We start from the raw sequence: 17,686 nt of genomic DNA on the forward strand, positions 1-17,686 counted from the left end.
ATGCTTTTGTTTTGGTTATGCGGCCTCCCCTTGCAGGCCGCGATCAACCAAAACGTTGATATGTCACCGATAGTCAAAGTCGACATGCGCCAGCATGGATATCATCTGGGCGATATGATCGAGCAGAAAGTGCAGATACAGCATAGCGCAACGCAGGTGCTGGATAGCAAAAGCCTGCCGCTCCCTGGGCCCGTGACGCCTTGGCTGGATTTGAAGGCAATCAAGGTGACCCCAGCCAAAACGATGACTGTGATTGAGCTGCGTTGGCAGATTTTTGCGACGGTGGAAACTGCGCAGGAATTGCCGATGCCAGCATTCTCAGTAAATATGATTGGGCAGCCAGCGGTGACAGTGAAAGTGCCGTCGCTCACACTATTTCAGTCCCCCGTGTTTGGTCATTCGGTGAATCAGATCGTACGCAAACCAAGCAGGCCACCCTTAATGTATGCCTTGACGCAATGGCAATGGTTAACGATTGCTTGTTTGATAGTCAGTGCATTTGCCGCAGTGACTGCACTTTGGCTAAGAGACCGGATTCCTGGATTACCTTTCCGTCCAGGGCCTTTGCTACGCGTTAAACGTAAAATGTTGCGTGCGGATTCTTCCGCAGATGAGGCAGCACTGAAAATGGTGTATCAGGCACTTTGCGAGTGTGCCGGGCAAACATTGCATAACACCAATATCAATCGCCTGTTTGAACGGGCAAGTTACTTGTTGGTGCTTCAGCCGCAAATTTCCGAGTTCGTCGTTTCATATAGCCGTCAGGCATTTGGATACCGGCCAATTGATGGGCAGCAATCCGCTGACTATTCCTCTAAAAACCCTGCCGAAATGTTAGAACAACTACGCACCTGGTTACCCAAGGCCGTATTGCTTGAGCGCATCGCCCGGAACACATCCAGAAAATGACTTCTTTGCATTTTGCACAACCGGCGATGTTATGGGCAATGCCCCTGGCGTTATTGCCTTTAATGTATTTAGGGGTGAGGTCATTTGAGTTCCCGAATACACAAGGCTGGAAACTGCCATGGCATGCCCGTGTGATGCCTTGGCTATTGCGTATGCTTGCTTCAGCCACAATGGCCTGCCTGGTGCTATCTATGGCAGGGCCCTATAGCGAAGGCGGAATAGAGACGCGGATTGGCAAAGGCGCTGAGATTGTGATCGTGCTGGATAGGAGCGGCAGTATGTCGGAAGGCCTCAAAGGGCGCGACGTCAACCGCCAGGATGCAGAGGCGGGGGTTTCGGACGACCATTTTTTAAGCAAAATCGAAGCAGCCAGGGCCGTGTTGCTGAAGTTCATGCAACAACGCAGTGGCGATACTTTTGGCGTGGTGGCATTTAATTCATCACCGATCAATGTGGCGCCGTTAAGTGCAGATCGCGAGCTGGCGGAAGCTGCATTATTGAGCGCACAAAGCCAAAGTACAGGCTTTACCGCATTGAGCCGGGCTCTGGGAATGGCGCTGGAGTATTTTGAGGGGCGCCCAAAAACCGCGACGCGTGTCATCTTGCTGGTGTCTGATGGCGATGCCATCATCGAAGCAGAAGACCAGGCAATTTTGCGCGATGCTTTCCAGCATTATGGTGTCCAGTTGATGTGGATTTATGTGCAAGGGGAGCGGGAGCATTCGATACTTGATACGGTCCTTGCCGGAGATAACGAAATGATTACCCAGGAAGATAAGGCATTTGCCCAGAGCAAACAGTCTGCCAATATGCATCAGGTCTTTTCTGAGCTGGGTATGCCTTACCAGGCCTTCGAAGTGAATAGTGAGATTGGCTTCCGGCAGGCTTTGCAGGCGGTCTCTAAGGCCACCAACCAGCCCAGTCGCTATGAGTACCGCTTGCCCAGGCAAGACCTGGCAGGGGCGGGTTACCTGATGACTTTGATCATGGTCATGGCATTGGCCTGGGTCAGGCAAAAGATGCTGACTGCATGGGTTCCATTCGTATCCGCCAGGCAAGCGGAATCAGTTGTAAAAGGAGGACGTAGTGCACTGGCTAAATCCTGAGCAGGTCCAGATCTGGTGCCTGAGGCACCTGACCATGATAGAGCGCATGCTTTGGCTGGTGAGCATTACTGCCATGATAGTGGCGGTTGCCAGTGCCTGGCATTGGTCAGTGCTTTCCAGCCGCAATGCACGCATGTCACAACCTCAGGCAATTCTGGCACTGAAACCTCAACCGGGTGATGAAATCTGGGCATATGCCAAAGCATACGCCTCAGAATCGCACCCTGAGCAATCACTCAAGCTGTTTTATCAGCCAGAAAACAGTCAGCATGGCCGCTTGCGGGCGAACACCAAGTTTGCAATTGGTAATTTGTATTTCGACTGGGCGATGGCGCATCATGACGTGGAAAAAGGGGGGGCGCATCAGCAACAGGTAGCAATGATTATGCTGGCACGGGAGTCTTACAAGGATGCGTTACGGATAGATCCTGATTTTGCAGATGCCCGCTTCAATTTGGAGCTGCTGGATAGACGTAGCCCTGAAAAAAGAACGCAGGGGTGGGAGTCTGGTACCGATGGCTCTACCTTGAAACCCTTCAAGCGCAACGGGACGGCAATGATGCGGGATAACCAGCGCCGGGGCCTGCCATGAGTTTGCGCGGTCAATTGAAACGGATCCCGCATCCATGGCAATGGCGTGTATGGCTGAAACATCAATATTACCGGGGTAATATTGCTTTTTTTATCGCCGGCATATTACTACTAAGCACTTTCACTTATCCGACCATGCAGCAACCCAGTCTGGTGAAGGACGTATTGTTTGTACTCGATATTTCGGAGAGTATGAATGTCCCTGATGCCTCCCACCCGCATACAGGCAGCCTTCGCTTACAGCATGCCAAGACGCTCATAGGCGCGATGATGGCAGACCTGCCTTGCGGTTCACGTACCGCTGTAGGGTTGTTCGCCGGGGATGACACCGTCCTCCTGTTTGAACCCCTGGAAGTCTGTGCACATTATCCAGCCATGGAAAAAGTAGTCAGTCAATTAGACACGCGCATGCGCTGGATCGGTGATTCCTATGTCGTGCGTGGCGTGAAATCTGCCCTTGATATCGCCAAAAAAAATCAATTGCATCTGGTCTTTGTCACAGATGCAGATGAAATGCCGCACCATGAACATCCGCGGGTGGCAGAGCTTTTGACCTATAGAAAACAAGTGAAGGGGATATTAATCGGGGTAGGGAATACCAACCTGTCACCGGTTCCGCATCTTGATGTAAAAAAGGAAATCACTGGCTACTGGACCCCCGAAGAGGCGGTGATCCAGGGACACTACCCGAATTTACTGGCCTTGGTCAAAGAGTTGCCGCCAGGAGAGGCGATGCCGGCCGATATGGCGGCCGAAGTCAAAGAGCACTTAAGTCAGTTGAATGAGGCGCTGTTGCAGCAGATTGCCTCAGCGCTTGAACTGACCTACTTGCGTGCAGGAGAGACACAAACTGCATTGTCCACACTACACCAGCTGGACATGACTCAACAATCTGAAACCCCGCAAGATGCCCGTTGGATACTAGGTTTTTTTGCGGTAGTGATGATTCTTGTTGGCTGGTTCTGGCCGATGTGGATGCGCAAATTAAACTTGCGGCATGCGTAGCATCAATGCTGAGGGTTAATCTGGGTATGATCAATATTTTCAGTAAGCGATTTAATCAGGCTTAGATGGCGGACCAATAATATTTCGCATGCCCCATCCCCGTCATCATTTCTCACCCGCGAAGTACTCCAGATAAATCCATCCGGTTTTTTGACATCGGTTAAATGGCCTTGCAGGCTGATGACATCCCCTGGTTTCAATGTGAATAGTTTTTCCCGGATCACGGTGTCATGGGGAATCAGATGTAGATTGGTACTATACAACTCAATCTCGTGACGCGGGATTGGGAACTCATCCACATGCCAGAAGTAGAAACGATTGTCCTGTTCAATATGTATCTGGCTTAGGACCTCGGGATTGGACATTTTCTGCCAGCCGATCACGATATCCATGGGTGAAATGTCAGAGATGTCATCGTGATGAGTTATATCGTAACGATGTATGGACAGGACCACGCCTTGAATCAGGAAGGTGTCCGTCAAGCCTAGCTGATATTCTCCATGCGCTACCCACTCAAAGTCAGTTAAGGCATGTTGTTCTGGTTCTGCTTCGACCTGTATGCCCGGCGCTAACCGGGCGAATAAGCGTTGATTTTCAGTAGGAGGACTACCAGGCTGGATGATGGAGAATACTGTTTCTGCCCTGGATAGTACGGACATGATGCCGCAGATGAAGCATGCACATGCCATGCATAACACAAGAATATTAAATGAACGAACGTACGCTTTCACGCCTTTGGGATTGGTTAAATACGCTTGAAGGGGCCTACGCAGCTGCTGGTGTCGGGGGTGTCACAGGAGACATAGAGTTTGCCAGAGGGGTGAAACATGACATATTTCTGGTAACTTTCCCCGGTATTATTTTCCACGCTTTCGCCACAATCTTGGCCACCTTTATCTTCCACGATTTTAAGCGTCACAGCATAGTAACCATTGGCGTCTGGTTTCTCGCTGATGGTATAACTGGCCACAGAGCGTTCATCCCCACTGGTAATGAAGCCGGTGCCATCAACCCCAAAAATATATTCCTCGCGGCAACTGTTTTTGATATTCACCCATTCCCAGGTGCCCTGTAAAGGATTGCCCAAAGCCAAGGCAGGACACAACGTAAGTGACACAACTGCAAATGTTAGCGAATGGGCCAGTTTCATGACGAGGTGCTCCCTATCAATGTGTTATTGAAATATGACAGAAATTCAGAACGCCCACAAAGGGAAATATTCCTATGTTTTTTGCGGAGATATTTCTTGTCTCGGTAAGCCTACCTATTCACTAACCGTTTAGCACTTAACGTGAAGGAGGCAGAGTGATTAAAAGCCGCTAATAACTAGTTTTTTGAGGGTAGCCGTTTGATTTGAAACGCATGCATGAAATCAAGCGGCAGGGCCCACAGCGGCAAGTTTTACTGTAAGGCTATCTCCCATGAAAACGAGGGAAAAATTCCCGATAGCTTTTGATTGAAGCCCGCTAGTATCTGCATTGACCATGAAATCACTTAGTTTACAGATTAAACTGCATCTCATTATAAGCCTGTTGCTGATTGGGCTCTTGCTGTCTTGGGCTGGGTCTGTGATTAAGAATGCGCGTGAGGATGTCCTCGCAGAAGTGGAGTCAACGACCAATTTAGTGATCCATTTACTAGACGCGGAAGTTGTTCATTATATGACTGACTATGGCTGGTTGAATCGTGGTGCAGATGGTAAGACGAATATCTTCCGGTTGGAAGAACTGACGGATATCCGACATTTGCAAGTGGACTTTTTTGATGTTAACGGTCATTTGCGCGAGTCAAATCATGCTGCGAGATTACAGTCTGATGAGGATCAGCCGCCCAAATGGTTCGTGCAACTACTTGATATATCAAGTGTGTTAAGTGAGCCGAAACGTAAAAGTATTATTTTAAGTGGACGGTTTGTTGGCGAGTTAGTGATTACGCCAGACCCTAGTTATGAGTTGAAGGAAATATGGGAGGATACGTCCGGCCTGCTGACGATTGCTGGAGTGTTTGGAATAAGCGTCCTTTTTTTCGTGAACTACGCTGTGCGATTCACCTTTAAGCCTGTGAAGCAGATTATTCACGGCTTGAATCAAATTGAGCGTGGAGACTATAAGAGCCGCCTTCCCAGTTTCGAACAAATTGAGTTGAGTGAAATCAGTGAAAAATTCAACAAAATGGCGACAACACTGGAATCAAGTATTCGTAATAATCACCATCTCACTCAGCAAATTATTCATTTGCAGGAAGAAGAGCGTAAAAAGTTAGCACGTGATCTTCATGATGAAATTGGCCAGTATTTGACGGCTGTACACATAGATGCCAGCGCAATAGTGGCAGCAAATAAATTAACCGCTGCGCGGGAAAGTGCTCAGGCGATTTCTCAAATCACCCGGCAGATGATGTTTACTATCCAGGATTTGCTTGCCCGCCTGCGCCCGACGGTATTAGATGAGTTAGGACTAAACCTTGCCTTGGCAGAGTTGATTCATCATTGGCGTGATCGCAACCGTAATATTCTGGTAGCAAGCAATATTCCAAACCATACCATTCAGGCTGATGAATCAGTCAATGTGACGATTTATCGCATCTTGCAAGAGTGTCTCACTAACATCAGTAAGCACGCCTCTGCTACCCAAGTAAAGATTGGCATAGAAGAGGCAGAAGGTAGCCTTTCTATGTTCGTGGAAGACAATGGCCGCGGTTTTGATACCACTATTCAGCGACGTGGTTATGGGTTAGCAGGCATGCTGGAAAGAGTAGAGGGCTTAATGGGTACCATGAAAATTATCAGCTTCCCTGATCAAGGTGCGAGGATAGAAGTTAATTTCAGAACAGATGAGTCTTGGAAAGGGCAAGCATCGTGGCAGTGAGGGTCATACTGGTAGATGATCATACCGTGGTCCGTTCAGGCTTGAGACGGTTGCTGGAAACACATAAATCCATAGAGATTGTCGCTGAAGCCGGCACGGGTGAGGCAGCCTATCAGGCCTATGGGGAAATTTTGCCAGATATTGTGCTAATGGATATTTCAATGCCAGGCATGGGTGGGCTGGAGGCGGCAAAACGCATTTTGCAGCGCTACCCCAAAGCCAAGATCATCATTTTTTCTATGCATGAAGCGGTCTCATTTGCAGCCCAAGCCCTGAAGGCTGGGGTCAAGGGATACATCACTAAAACAGGTGTGGCAGAAGACTTACTCCAGGCTGTCCTCGATGTTTCTAATGGCCATACTTTTATCAGTCAGGATGTGGCCCAAAAAGTAGCATTGCAAACATTGATAGGGGAGAGTAATCCCTTGCACCAATTGACATCACGCGAGTTTGAGGTTTTTCGTCTGCTCGCTGAAGGTAAGCGGGTTGAGGAAGTGTCGGATATGCTGAAAATTAGCCAGAAAACAGTCGCAAACTACTACACGATGATCAAACAGAAATTATCGGTAAATAGTCCCGTAGAAATGGTAAGGCTAGCCATGAAACACGGTTTGATTGATACAGAATAGAAGTGGGGGGATGAGTGAACAAGATTTTAATTGGATTATTAAGTTTGTTTTTGGCTGGCAATGCATGGGCAGATTTTCAACAAGGTAAAGCGGCGTTTGTTGCAAGAGATTATGCCAAAGCCCTAAAAGAATTTGAGCCATTGGCAAAGGAGGGCAACGCTCAGGCGCAGCATATCCTTGGCATGATGTATGATGAAGGCCAGGGCGTGACGCAAAACTATGCCACGGCAGCGGAGTGGTACCTGAAAGCTGCCAGTCAAGGTGATCAGGATAGTATGTACAATCTTGGTGTTATGTATGCCCAAGGCCAAGGGGTTCCTAATGATGACGTCAAATCTGCTCAGTGGTTTGAAAAAGCAGCAGAAAAAGGACATGTCATGTCACAGTTTGCTTTGGGTAGGCTTTATATTCTGGGGCGCGGAGTCAAGGCAGATGGTGAGAAAGCCAATGCATGGTTTAAGAAAGCGGCATTGCAGGGACACTATAAAGCGCAATTAGCGCTGGGTAAAAATTATCTGGACGGGAATGGAATTAAGAAAGATATTATTCAGGCAGAGCAATGGATAAGGAAGTCTGCAGAGCAGGGACATCACAAAGCGCAATTCGAATTAGGGCAGTTATATCGTGATGGTATTGCATTGCAAAAGAATGCCAAGCTCGCTTATATGTGGTTCGACCTGGCAGCGAAACAGGATCACGTAGGTGCACAACAAGCACGGGAGCAGTTAGCAAAAACCATGAAGGCAGAAGACATTGCCTCAGCAAGACTGCTCTCTAACCAATGGAAACCCCAGAGCACCGACATTCATTCTTAAGATGCGGCTTTAAAACTACCCTCAAAAGTAAAAAGCACCCAATTGGGTGCTTTTTAGAAATGGTCAATATGCAGTTAACCGTATGCGGTTAGGGTTTGGTTTACCCCGCCAAAAACGAGTTGCATCATTTCTGATGGTCCTAGTGGTAAATCAAGCCCTGAATCCATATTGCAGGATGTATTTATTGTGTATATGGGAATTTTTTCCTGCCTATATGGGAGTCGACATTTCAAGATGACGATTCAGGTAAAAGTTATTTAAGTAGTAAATGTTAAGGCACAGCTCGATATTGGTGCAGGGTCAGCAGGGCCGAGCCCCGCATCTAATCCCTGTTCTGTTCAGTTAAAATTTAGAATCAGACTGCCGATGATGTTCGCGAATGAATGCGTACTTTACTGCGACACTTTTGCAAAGTACGCGGCGGCCTTTTTTAATATGTCACGCTCTTCAGTGACGCGTTTAAGTTCTTTGCGAAGACGGAGTATCTCTGCGTGATCCGCAGTCTTCGCTTGGGAAGCGTCCGAATTGGGGCCGTAGGCTTTTAGCCATGCGTACAGGCTATGTGTTGAAACGCCCAAACGGGAGGAAACCTCTGCAACAGAGTACTGCCGTTCGTTGATCAATCTGACCACTTCTTGTTTGAATTCCTCAGTGAATCTTTTATTGCTCATTTAATACTCCTGTTAACCTCAATTATGAGGCTAAAAAGTATCTAATGCAGCCGGGGCGATTCAATATACCACTCAGAAAAATGTTGGATTTAGGATTGTCTAAGATTAAATTAACCTCCCAGGTATTAGAGAAATGGCTAGGGATAAAGGCTAATACGATTAGAAAGCATGTAAGTAATCATGAGTTGGGCCCTCAGGCATATTATTGGAAACTCATGTTCACACCGTACAAAGGTGACTCTTCTTTCCCTCATCAAGGCGCTTTGATTGCGACCTCAGTAGCACAACTTCCTGGATTTTTAAGTGCTAATTTTTCTCTTGGCTTTCAATGTGTATTCGATGTGCTACACGATATGGTTTCGGATATATCAACTCAAGACATTTTACTGAAAAATGGATTAACCATGGAGGCTTTTCAACTGATTCAGATAAGTCTTGCAAACACCCTGAGTAAATACAAATTTGCTAGTGAGTTGGAAATTGATTACCACGACAACTTAACGATGGTTGATTTGAAAGAACTGAAATTGTTTGGCTTTGATTTCGAACAGGTTCGACAAAATAAGTACCTACCAATCTATCAGTATTTTCTAAAACTAAAGCCTAATCAAGCATGGGAGCAATTGGATGGTTGCAAGGCATGGGCTATTCTTAAAGGTGAACGGAAAACCCCATATTTAAGTCTTGAAAAAATCAAATATCTAGACCAGTTTTTTAGATTATTGAAGTCTGCCCGACTGAACATCTCAAACATAGCTATTTTATATGGGCCCAAAGCGTATCAAGAAGAGCTACATTTACGTGTTGGTGAGGTATTCATTTCATCTTTTGGAAGAAGGCCGTATTTCTTTGAGGTAAAGAATCACCGAAGTCATCCAAAAATTTACATGTCGTTATGCAATAAAGAATTGATGCCAGACAAAGTGGCATACGGCAGCGCAACGAGTATGGCAGGATTTAACGCAATTTTTCTTGCGGCCTTAATATGGATCGGATGTGTGACATGCAATCCATAATATTAGTGACTTGTCCTATTCTTCCAGTTGATTCAGAGTTTTCAATAGAAAAAATGCTCCTCCGCAGTAATCAAGCTATGAAAGAGTTAAGAGCGAAGGTTCCTTGTTTAACACAACGATATTTTCAACTTGTATATGATTTTAAAATCTCAAAAGAGTGGTTAGCAATCGTGGTAAAAGCCATTGATGTACAAATCAATTTAGAGCTAGGTGATTCGAAACCAACATTGACTGAATTCAAAAGAAATGTCAGATCTGAAATTGCAAGTCTTCAAACTCGACTAAATTTCATAGTTCTACAAGAGCTTACTGAGGACGTATTTGAGGCTTCTGTAAAAATGACTCTTACTCCAGAAGATGAGTTGAGAGCCTATCTGAAGAAAAAATCAGGTAAAGAAGATCTATACGAGTTTGATGGGCAAAGGCAATTAGTTTTTAATCCGGAGTCTAAGGAGAATAAATCAAATGACCCTCCTAGAAAAATTCAATGCGTCATAAGAGATAAGCTTCGGTTTCATGCAGTAATTACTCAAGTACGCGATCCGAGTGAGCTAACTCCAATAAAGCCTAATAAAGCTTTTAAATTGAATGTTGAAGACTTTATGATTAACGATGCTTTTCACATTCATATTGGACCCTACATGCGCTTTGCATCCATAATTCAGCTTGAGGTAAAGCCAATTCGGAATGCAGCTACTAACGATATCAAAGAATATCTACTGGTTGATTACAATTGAGCGATTCATTTTTACCAACTATCGATCAGTCAGAGTGCCGGACTCATAATTCGTTGGTGCTGTGTTCTACTCACAGATGGGCAACCAATAAAATAAAAGGGTTACGTAAATTCGCAACCCTTTTATGTCTAGTAACCGCATAGTAGCCGCGGGTGAAATCAAATATATATAAGATTTTCGTAACCAAGACAATTTCATTTATTGGGCTCTATAGACATTAAGACTTCACGAATGGCTGAGGCAACAGATTCAGGTTCTTCTAAAGGAATCGCATGACCGCTATCAACCCAAACTTGCTTGCTTCCAGGATAAAGCCTCATAAAATCCTTACGCTTATCGTTCGCATAATCTGCCAATTCAGACTTATTTTTCATTGGTTGTGATGCACTCAATATGATGACTGGCTTTTCGGTGAAAGAAGGCAGGCTTAAAACAGCCTCTCCTGTTTGATTGATATATTCCATTTCGTCTTTCTCCACTTTCGATGTCCATAGGCTAAATGCCACCTTGAACCATGAAGGCCAATTATCTGGCGCTCCTTTACCTTTGAATTGTTCCGGATGGGTGGAGTCGACAAGTATTAGTGCACTGACTTGATTGGGGTATCGCCGAGCGAAAAGCTGCATATAAAGCCCGCCAAGTGAGTGCCCAACCAGCAAATAAGGGGGATTTAAACCTTTGCTTTGGAGTAATGACCGCAACTCATCAACCACATGAGTACCATCCCGAGGTGTTGAAACCTCATCGCTCCTACCGTAGCCTGGTCGGTTATATAAGAATGTCGTGGTATCACTTGATATCTTTGGGATTACCTTATTCCAATATTCCATCCTACCGCCCAAGCCATTCTCAAAAACGATAGGTATCGTGTCATGCTTAGTCAAGGCGAACTCGACGTTTCGATCTCGTATTTTTTCAGTCGTAGTATTGGGTAAGGATGCGCATCCTGATACTAAAGTCGCTAATAAAATCCCTAGGAGTGTTGAAAATGACCGTACATTCATTTTTGTATCTCGTTGTGAAAATTGTGTTAACTCAACCACACTAAATGATGAAGATAAGCTCTTAAATGTGCTCTGTTATAAAACGGCCTGCTAGCTAAATACCTTGTGAGTTCACTATGCACTTTGGTTCCAAAGCATAGGGGGACTTTTCTTAGATATAAAAACTTACATGGCTGTAGCTCATAGTCTTGATAGCACCTTATAGATGCTGCTTCATTCAATCCCTTTATAGAGCTACGCACCTAGTCTTTAGTATTATTAAGTACTTTGGTTAATTCCTACATTTCCGACCTCTCAGCGCAAGAGTCATTAGGCCCATCACAATTAACCCATATGTCGATGGCTCTGGGACGGCACTTACTTCATAGGTGAGGTTGTCTATAGCCATGCCCTCAGCGCCTCCTCTAAGTACAATCCTGTCCACTAGGCCATGATAGTCAGAGTTTAGCCATACGAGCCCGTTGCCCGATTGGGGGTCTTGAATGGAGTGTACTGAAATACCTTTGTAGAAAAGTTCGATACTAACAATCGGGTCACTTGCACCGTAGGATTTATAATATGTGCCTTGAAAAACGACAGGAGCATTGTCGAAGGTTAACTCGCCACCATTCCCATAAAATAGGTTGGCGCCTATCCCTTCATTCAGGCCATCGGCATATCCATAGACGGCACCTGCTGACTGCCAGCCTGAAATACCGCCATACCCGTCGCTCAACTGAGCGGTGCCATACAAAGGGGAGTCTGTTTGTTGGACGTCTACATCTTCAAACGTGAGTACAGTCGCAAATGCCGGGGTGGCCATTGCCAGAGATAGAGTACTTGTGAAAGCAAGCTGCTTGAGGTTTATCATGGAGAACTCCTGATTTAGTGGTTAATAAATATTGCTGTGCGCGTAAACTGTTTGCGTGAATTTTTTACTTCTGGAAGCCAGGCACTCTTCTCATGACTAGCTTCCACCATATACATTTTGACTATGATCATATAGCGTCTTTCAAACGGCTTTTATCGTCAAAGGGTTTGCCTAAAAGACATTTTTTTAGTTCTTCGCGAGCTTTGGTTCCAGAATGCCAAGCAATATCTGCAATAGATTTATTCTGATAAATCAGTTCAAAGCTCCATTTGTCCTCCATGACTGTCATCAAATCATCCATACTGGGTACTGCAAAGGCAATCATAGGTAATGCTGTTTTACCTACAGTCATATAGAAGGCGTTGAGTGTGGTGGGCATTTCGTTACCCTGCTTGAGCGTAATGAGTACTTTTTGCCCGGCATTTAACCTAGGAAAGACGTGATCTTCTGATAACGGGGTAAAAGCAAGCAGGGCACCACGATAATCTCCGCCCGGCCCAAACAAGGTGATGGCGACGCCTTCCTTGAATCCATCTACACCGTGATCGCGCACTTCACGTTTGGCACGCATAAAGGTTGCGGTACAGTACTCGCCTGGTTTTGCCGTTGAATTTGCCTGCATGAACTCCCACCATCCCGCGACGAGCTTTTCCCTAAATTGCTCTGCATCTTCTTTGTTGCCTTTGAGGATCGCTTTAGCATTGATCTCTTTTTTTGTTTGATCCATGACTGAGCCAAGTACATCGAATGTGTCTTTTTGCACATTTGATCCCGCGTGTACGGGCATGGTCAACAAGGTGCTGACTAATCCAGCGCCTGTCAGTAGATTTTTAATCATGAGGGTTTCCCTGTGTTTAGATGGAGTGTGCGGCTGGCTGTGCTGGCCAGGTCCTGGCATAAGTCTTTAGTTCTTCCTAAACCCGCATCTTCATAATCGGATCTGACCAAGATATCGGCGACACTCCATCCCCCTTGCATATTCTGTCGGGTTTGAAATTCCACAAAGCACTCAGCATACCCGCCCACCTCGCCACCAATCACCTCACCTCGTACGTTGTATGCTGTGAGACCGGATTTCTCCCAATATTTGGTGTATCGCAAGAATCGACTTTCCCCAACCTGGTTGAATTCAGGATTGCCCATGACTTGAATTACCTCGGTTTCGGACCTTCCTCGCCATAAAGTCAGTAGATTGGATTCTATAGGGGTCATTTTCTTACCATCTGGACGGGTGGCAAGCGTGGCTCTGGCGGATCTCTCCGCTTGGCTCTTCTGTATCTCGTTACTTAGACTTTGCTTGGCGGCTTCAATCTCTGGTTGCATTCTCTTTTGTGTTTCGTCTAGCTTTTTGAGGGCAGCCAGTTTCTCGGCTGGAGTCACTTTCTTTGCCCATTTGCCACTTGGATCTGGGCGCCTGCCTGCAGTAACTGCGTCATGCCATAATTGGCTCCAGGCAAAATCTAGAAATTCAGTAGAGAGGGATTGGCCGAGTAAAGGCATTTCTGATGACAATCCGAGTTTGCTGATGCGTGTGTAAAAAGCCTCCATATTAAATTCGGTGTCGTGGATGGCGGCATGTAAGGCCTGGTCGAATTCAATATGATTGCAGGCAATAGTTCCTGCTTTTGAGAGCATGCTCGAGGTAGATGTTTTCCAGTTACTGACAGGAACTGGCTCTGAGTTTAAATCTGCGCGGCGCAGGGTATAACTCCCCTCACCCAGCTTGAATGTCACTGTATCACCTGCTTTGATTTTTCTGGGATTCTCTGTGAGTTTGTAGGATTGCATATCCATAGAAAAAGCAATGGGACACGCAAACTGCAATTTCATATGTACAAATTCCGGTTTGCTGGGATGTTCATATACCGCGGTAATCACTATTTCCCTTATCTCTGTCTTTTCCTTCATTTGTTCAGCCGAGGTGCGATTTGAAATGGTGCGCACGTCTGCAAAATAAGCCTCTCTATCCCCTGGCTCACCTTGATAGTGCAGCAAAACTCCAAACGCGTGCGCGCTAGCGGTATGGCAAGCCAGAGTGATTAGGCACCAGCATCTGGCAAGCCATAAGGGCAATACAGACTGGGCAAAGTGCCTGAATGTTGGATGCAAGCGCAGCTGACAGATATGGAGCCAAGGCATATGCTTAAGCCTGTGTATCGATTCTGACGGGCATGACCATCCCATCCAAATGTTTGATATTGCTAAGGACCTGATTTAAAAAATCCACGTTCTCGCCTCTGCTTTGTTTGAAGGCAATATGCGCTTCAATCTGCCCGATAAAATCGACCTTAGCATTGACGTCAGATGATGGCTCCTTAGCGTCAACAAGGGCACCAGGTATGGCAGGCAGAATGTCCAGCAATCCATCTACTCCAGCTTGAATCAGCGTGTTGATTTCTTGCAAAGAGACACTATGCATATTCAGCGTTCTTGCAGGTGCGGGCAGACTGGTAGTTGCTGCTGGAACTTTCGGTGAGTCCTGACCAACTGGTTGACGAGCCCCCCCATGACGAGATTCAATGGGTGGCAGAGTTATACTGGATATCTTCACACACAGTCTCCGATTATCTATGGATGTAAAAATAGTAGTTTGAGAATTTCTCTATATGGCTAGCGTTTCTTTACCAGTATTTTTTCTACCCAGGCATCATCTTTGTTACTAGTTGTTACAGAATAAAATCCATCTACTTGATTGCCGGTGTAGATCATTTCATCTTGTTTACTCAAGGTCCCGATGGACACGGATTTCTTTGAAGGCTCTTTGAATAGCTTGATATTGGAAATTTTTGCTACCAGAATGTCGCCCTCTTTGACTCCTTGCCTAGTGGTGCCTGCGCTCTCGTTGGCATCACTGTTCCTAGAGTCCTCGGTGCTCCCGGCAAAGCTACCCAATTCTTTACTGGTTTTGGCTGTTTCGGATATGGTGCTTCTTAACTGACGCAAATCAGAGGCAAGGTCAGCACGGGATTCAGAGTAAAGCATCAGCAACAATACACAAGCTAAGGTGCGCATGACGTTTTCCTTATTATTTGCACTGATGTGCGGCTTTGGACAAGGCGTCACACTTTTTTGCGCCTGATGCGTTTAGATCGTCGCATAACGCCATGTCACCATTAGAGCCTAGAGCGCTTGAGACATTGCACCGCAGTTTTTTTCCGCTTTGAAAGCTGACATTAAAGTATGTCTCGGTGGTGTTCCAGTGCTTTTGCTGGTCAATATCGCTGATCTTGAAACTCGCACGGTCAACACCATATTGTCTTGCAATCAGTTTATACAAGTCGTCTTCGTTTTCAGAAAATGCGCCTGACTTTTGTCCGCCAACCACGGCTGCTGGTGCCAAAGCAGCAATGCATCCGGTCAATAGTGAAGCCACGGCAAAAATGACCGTCAAACGTAGTAAAGTACTCTTCATAACCACCCCTTGTGCTGATTGTGTTAACTGTTGAAGATGGATTATATTCAGGAGGGTCGCGAATTTTTTTGTATGTTCGATAGTCGTGCGTAGGGCCGGTACCAATGACAAGATAATCGACGAATGGCTCAAAAATGCCGATCAACGACATGAGGTTAACGCTGGTGGTAAGTGATAATACTGACATGGATACAGCAGTTAAAGATGGCGTAGCAAGCCAATCAGACGATACATGTGGCGTCATACAGGCCGCATTTCGTCTCAACATACTCTATTGGATATGCATGTTTTTTGCTGATAGCGTACTTGGCTATTTCATCAAAATTGACCCGATTGATTCGGCTCCACTAAAGCTTGTGTTATTCGGAGTTAGCGGGGTGATGACTTATGGCATGGCCAGGTTACTGATACACCTGCGAAAACTCTCGTTTCCGCAAAAAGCCTTGCTTTGCTTTGGTATGACCATGCTGGCAGCACCCGTTTATACTGGAATTGACTTTATTAACTACACAATTTGTCAGTATCCCAAAGCGGTTACTTTTGATCCAATGTATTCCGGTTATACCCTGATCGAAGGCGCATCTATATTGTTTGGCTGGAACTGTCTTTTTGTGGCCGTCATCGATAATTTTGAAATCGTGGACAGAGAGCGTCAGCTTGCTGCTATGCGCGAAGAATCCTTAAACGCGCAGATGCAGGCGCTTCGCTATCAAATCAATCCTCATTTTCTTTTCAATACCTTGAATTCAATAGCCGGGCTTATCGAGGAGGGCGCCGCCACGCGTGCCGAGCGTATGGTTCTCTCACTCTCAACATTCATGCGAACAACGCTTTCCATGGACCCTATGAGTGATGTGACCTTGGCGGATGAAATAGCCTTGCAGCAAGAGTATCTGGAAATCGAGCGTGAACGCTTTCAGGATCGAATGACCTTTGAAATTCATATTTCTGAGGAGGCGAAGCAGGCATTGATGCCAAGCCTGATTCTGCAGCCGCTCATTGAAAATGCGATTAAACATGGGGTTGGTGCTTCCACAGGGCATGTCAACATCTCCCTTTCCGCGCGACGCGAGTCTGACCGTTTGCACCTCTTGATAGAAAACGATATGCCTCAGTTGCAAGGCTCTTACAAGGCTCCTTTGGGTATGGGGGTAGGCCTGAAAAATGTGGCAGAGCGACTGCGTTTACGCTTTGACGGCAATAGCCAGTTTTCCTCCGGTGAGACGACGCTTGGGCATTATCAAGCAGAAATATATCTGCCCTGGAGAATACAATGACGGGGTTGCATGTACTGGTTGTAGATGATGAGCCTTTGGCTAGACGACGCCTTATCAGATTGCTTCGTAAGCTTGAGTGGGTGGATCGCATCGATGAGGCAAAACATGCCGCCGAGGCTAAGTTTAAAATAGAGCAAGAGACTCCTGATATTCTTCTGCTGGATATACAAATGCCTGGCGGAAGTGGTTTCGACATGCTGGCTGAGCTGAAAGCTTCCCCACCGGTTACCTTGTTTGTGACTGCATTTGACCAGTATGCCTTGCGTGCATTTGAAGCCAGTGCGATTGATTATTTAACCAAGCCTATTGATGCAGGCCGTTTTTTTGCTGCCATGCAAAAGGCCAGGTCTGCCGTTGGTTGCCGCTTCCAGACGGATAAGATTGCTGAGCTACAGGAAGTGATTGCCTCGCTAAAAGCCGCCCTCAAGCCGCATACGCGTCACAAGCATGAGTTATGGGTGAAGTCATTGGGAGAGTACGTTCGCCTCTCTCAGGATGATATTATTCGACTTCAAGCTGAGCGCGACTATGTGCGCATTCATGTGTCTGGTAGCAGCTATCTTCACCACGAGACACTGACTTCGCTCGAGCAACGACTAGATCCTGATGAGTTTCTCCGAATTCACAGGAGCTGGATGATCAGAAGAGATGCTATTGCACGGCTAAAGAAAGCACCTTTTTCAACATTAATAGTCGTTCTGAGTGATGGTACTGAATTGCGTGTCGGTCGATCCTACGCTAAGAAGTTAGCACATATGCTTTAAACGACTTTTGGATTTCGCATTGACTTGCTGATG

General features: G+C 46.1%; 20 protein-coding genes and 1 pseudogene. 11 read left to right on the forward strand and 10 right to left on the reverse strand.

Translation table 11 applies throughout. From position 1 onward, the window contains the following. The 4 genes from INP78_RS07500 to INP78_RS07515 are packed head-to-tail and all read left to right on the forward strand — an operon-like array spanning position 1 to position 3,611. The gene (locus INP78_RS07500) at positions 1-909 is read left to right on the forward strand and encodes a hypothetical protein (RefSeq protein ID WP_194741543.1); all 909 of its coding nucleotides are present in this window, start codon (positions 1-3) and stop codon (positions 907-909) included. Next, positions 906-2,015, forward strand: a complete 1,110-nt coding sequence (locus INP78_RS07505) for a VWA domain-containing protein (RefSeq protein ID WP_194741544.1) — start codon at positions 906-908, stop codon at positions 2,013-2,015. The genes INP78_RS07500 and INP78_RS07505 overlap by 4 nt, the downstream gene beginning before the upstream one ends. Beyond that, positions 1,996-2,607 carry a hypothetical protein gene (locus INP78_RS07510; RefSeq protein WP_194741545.1) on the forward strand — a complete coding sequence of 204 codons (612 nt, stop codon included), beginning with the start codon at positions 1,996-1,998 and terminating at the stop codon, positions 2,605-2,607. Before INP78_RS07505 ends, INP78_RS07510 begins: the two co-directional genes overlap by 20 nt. Beyond that, positions 2,604-3,611, forward strand: a complete 1,008-nt coding sequence (locus INP78_RS07515) for a vWA domain-containing protein (RefSeq protein WP_194741546.1) — start codon at positions 2,604-2,606, stop codon at positions 3,609-3,611. Before INP78_RS07510 ends, INP78_RS07515 begins: the two co-directional genes overlap by 4 nt. A 2-nt stretch (positions 3,612-3,613) precedes the next feature. On the opposite strand, the gene INP78_RS07520 is transcribed toward INP78_RS07515, so the two are convergent. Then, complete coding sequence (locus INP78_RS07520; RefSeq protein WP_194741547.1) at positions 3,614-4,270, reverse strand: hypothetical protein; 657 nt, start codon at positions 4,268-4,270, stop codon at positions 3,614-3,616. An 86-nt stretch (positions 4,271-4,356) separates the two neighbouring features. Further along, positions 4,357-4,761: a hypothetical protein gene (locus tag INP78_RS07525; RefSeq protein WP_194741548.1), complete on the reverse strand. Its 405-nt coding sequence runs from the start codon at positions 4,759-4,761 to the stop codon at positions 4,357-4,359. 334 nt (positions 4,762-5,095) lie between these two features. On the opposite strand from INP78_RS07525, the gene INP78_RS07530 reads away from it, so the two are divergent. The 3 genes from INP78_RS07530 to INP78_RS07540 are packed head-to-tail and all read left to right on the forward strand — an operon-like array spanning position 5,096 to position 7,922. After that, positions 5,096-6,478, forward strand: coding sequence for a histidine kinase (locus INP78_RS07530; protein WP_194741549.1), 1,383 nt, complete (start codon positions 5,096-5,098; stop codon positions 6,476-6,478). Further along, complete coding sequence (locus tag INP78_RS07535; protein ID WP_194741550.1) at positions 6,469-7,107, forward strand: response regulator transcription factor; 639 nt, start codon at positions 6,469-6,471, stop codon at positions 7,105-7,107. The genes INP78_RS07530 and INP78_RS07535 overlap by 10 nt, the downstream gene beginning before the upstream one ends. Before the next feature lie 14 nt (positions 7,108-7,121). Then, entirely contained in the window at positions 7,122-7,922 is an 801-nt protein-coding gene (locus INP78_RS07540) for a tetratricopeptide repeat protein (protein WP_194741551.1), read from the forward strand. 369 nt (positions 7,923-8,291) lie between these two features. Here INP78_RS07540 and INP78_RS07545 read toward each other — a convergent pair. Then, a pseudogene (locus INP78_RS07545) lies at positions 8,292-8,593 on the reverse strand (transposase); the annotation flags it as partial. 95 nt (positions 8,594-8,688) lie between these two features. On the opposite strand from INP78_RS07545, the gene INP78_RS07550 reads away from it, so the two are divergent. Both INP78_RS07550 and INP78_RS07555 read left to right on the forward strand, forming a co-directional pair. Next, a complete protein-coding gene (locus tag INP78_RS07550; protein ID WP_194741553.1) occupies positions 8,689-9,609 on the forward strand; it encodes a hypothetical protein in 921 nt (306 codons plus the stop codon). Further along, complete coding sequence (locus tag INP78_RS07555) at positions 9,597-10,346, forward strand: hypothetical protein (RefSeq protein ID WP_194741554.1); 750 nt, start codon at positions 9,597-9,599, stop codon at positions 10,344-10,346. The genes INP78_RS07550 and INP78_RS07555 overlap by 13 nt, the downstream gene beginning before the upstream one ends. 194 nt (positions 10,347-10,540) lie before the next feature. Here INP78_RS07555 and INP78_RS07560 read toward each other — a convergent pair whose 3' ends face one another. From INP78_RS07560 to INP78_RS07590, 7 genes are all read right to left on the reverse strand, one after another. Then, entirely contained in the window at positions 10,541-11,230 is a 690-nt protein-coding gene (locus INP78_RS07560; RefSeq protein ID WP_228522736.1) for an alpha/beta fold hydrolase, read from the reverse strand. A gap of 391 nt (positions 11,231-11,621) precedes the next feature. Further along, positions 11,622-12,200, reverse strand: coding sequence for a PEP-CTERM sorting domain-containing protein (locus INP78_RS07565; protein ID WP_194741556.1), 579 nt, complete (start codon positions 12,198-12,200; stop codon positions 11,622-11,624). Between the two features lie 127 nt (positions 12,201-12,327). Next, the gene (locus INP78_RS07570) at positions 12,328-13,038 is read right to left on the reverse strand and encodes a hypothetical protein (RefSeq protein WP_194741557.1); all 711 of its coding nucleotides are present in this window, start codon (positions 13,036-13,038) and stop codon (positions 12,328-12,330) included. After that, on the reverse strand, positions 13,035-14,195 hold the full coding sequence (locus tag INP78_RS07575) for a hypothetical protein (RefSeq protein WP_194741558.1): 1,161 nt from the start codon (positions 14,193-14,195) through the stop codon (positions 13,035-13,037). The genes INP78_RS07570 and INP78_RS07575 overlap by 4 nt, the downstream gene beginning before the upstream one ends. Before the next feature lie 148 nt (positions 14,196-14,343). Further along, complete coding sequence (locus INP78_RS07580; protein ID WP_194741559.1) at positions 14,344-14,619, reverse strand: hypothetical protein; 276 nt, start codon at positions 14,617-14,619, stop codon at positions 14,344-14,346. A gap of 191 nt (positions 14,620-14,810) precedes the next feature. Beyond that, positions 14,811-15,212 (reverse strand): SH3 domain-containing protein, encoded by a 402-nt coding sequence (locus INP78_RS07585; protein ID WP_194741560.1) that lies wholly within the window; start codon positions 15,210-15,212, stop codon positions 14,811-14,813. 13 nt (positions 15,213-15,225) lie between these two features. Beyond that, the gene (locus INP78_RS07590) at positions 15,226-15,612 is read right to left on the reverse strand and encodes a hypothetical protein (protein WP_194741561.1); all 387 of its coding nucleotides are present in this window, start codon (positions 15,610-15,612) and stop codon (positions 15,226-15,228) included. 134 nt (positions 15,613-15,746) lie between these two features. Between INP78_RS07590 and INP78_RS07595 the strand changes: the two genes are divergently transcribed. Together INP78_RS07595 and INP78_RS07600 are read left to right on the forward strand one after the other, a co-directional pair. After that, a complete protein-coding gene (locus INP78_RS07595; RefSeq protein WP_228522737.1) occupies positions 15,747-16,889 on the forward strand; it encodes a sensor histidine kinase in 1,143 nt (380 codons plus the stop codon). Next, a complete protein-coding gene (locus INP78_RS07600; protein WP_194741562.1) occupies positions 16,886-17,653 on the forward strand; it encodes a LytTR family DNA-binding domain-containing protein in 768 nt (255 codons plus the stop codon). The genes INP78_RS07595 and INP78_RS07600 overlap by 4 nt, the downstream gene beginning before the upstream one ends. Positions 17,654-17,686 lie beyond the last annotated feature (33 nt).

The sequence above is a fragment of the Methylophilus sp. 14 genome, assembly GCF_015354345.1.
Classification (GTDB): Bacteria; Pseudomonadota; Gammaproteobacteria; order Burkholderiales; family Methylophilaceae; genus Methylophilus.